This is a genomic window from Luteimonas sp. TWI382, from assembly GCF_039674545.1.
Lineage (GTDB): Bacteria > Pseudomonadota > Gammaproteobacteria > Xanthomonadales > Xanthomonadaceae > Luteimonas.
The window spans coordinates 1-257 of the sequence record NZ_JBDJNS010000068.1 but is presented as its reverse complement, the minus strand read 5'-3'; the positions used below and the strand labels follow the sequence as shown (position 1 = coordinate 257).

The window sequence follows — 257 nt, the reverse complement described above, 5'->3', positions numbered from 1 at the left end:
TGAAGACCGTCACCTCACCCACGCCTTTCACCTCGGCCAACAGGTCGCGCTTGGCCTGCCAAGCCGGCGACTGCTCGACCGCATCGCGCAGGTGGCCGTCGATCGCGCGCAGATACTGCTGCAGCCACTCGATGTGCTTACGCAGATTGCGCCTGAGGTCCTTGCCGGTCGCCTGGGTCAACCGGTTCTTCTCCATCACCAACATTTCCATCAACTGGCGGCGCCGCGCTAGCAGCTCGCTGAATGCCTGCAGCGTT

The 257-nt window shown here is 63.4% G+C and carries 1 pseudogene; it reads right to left on the bottom strand.

Annotated features, from left to right (window positions below):
* Window positions 1–257: pseudogene (locus ABE505_RS17120) on the bottom strand (IS110 family transposase); the annotation flags it as partial.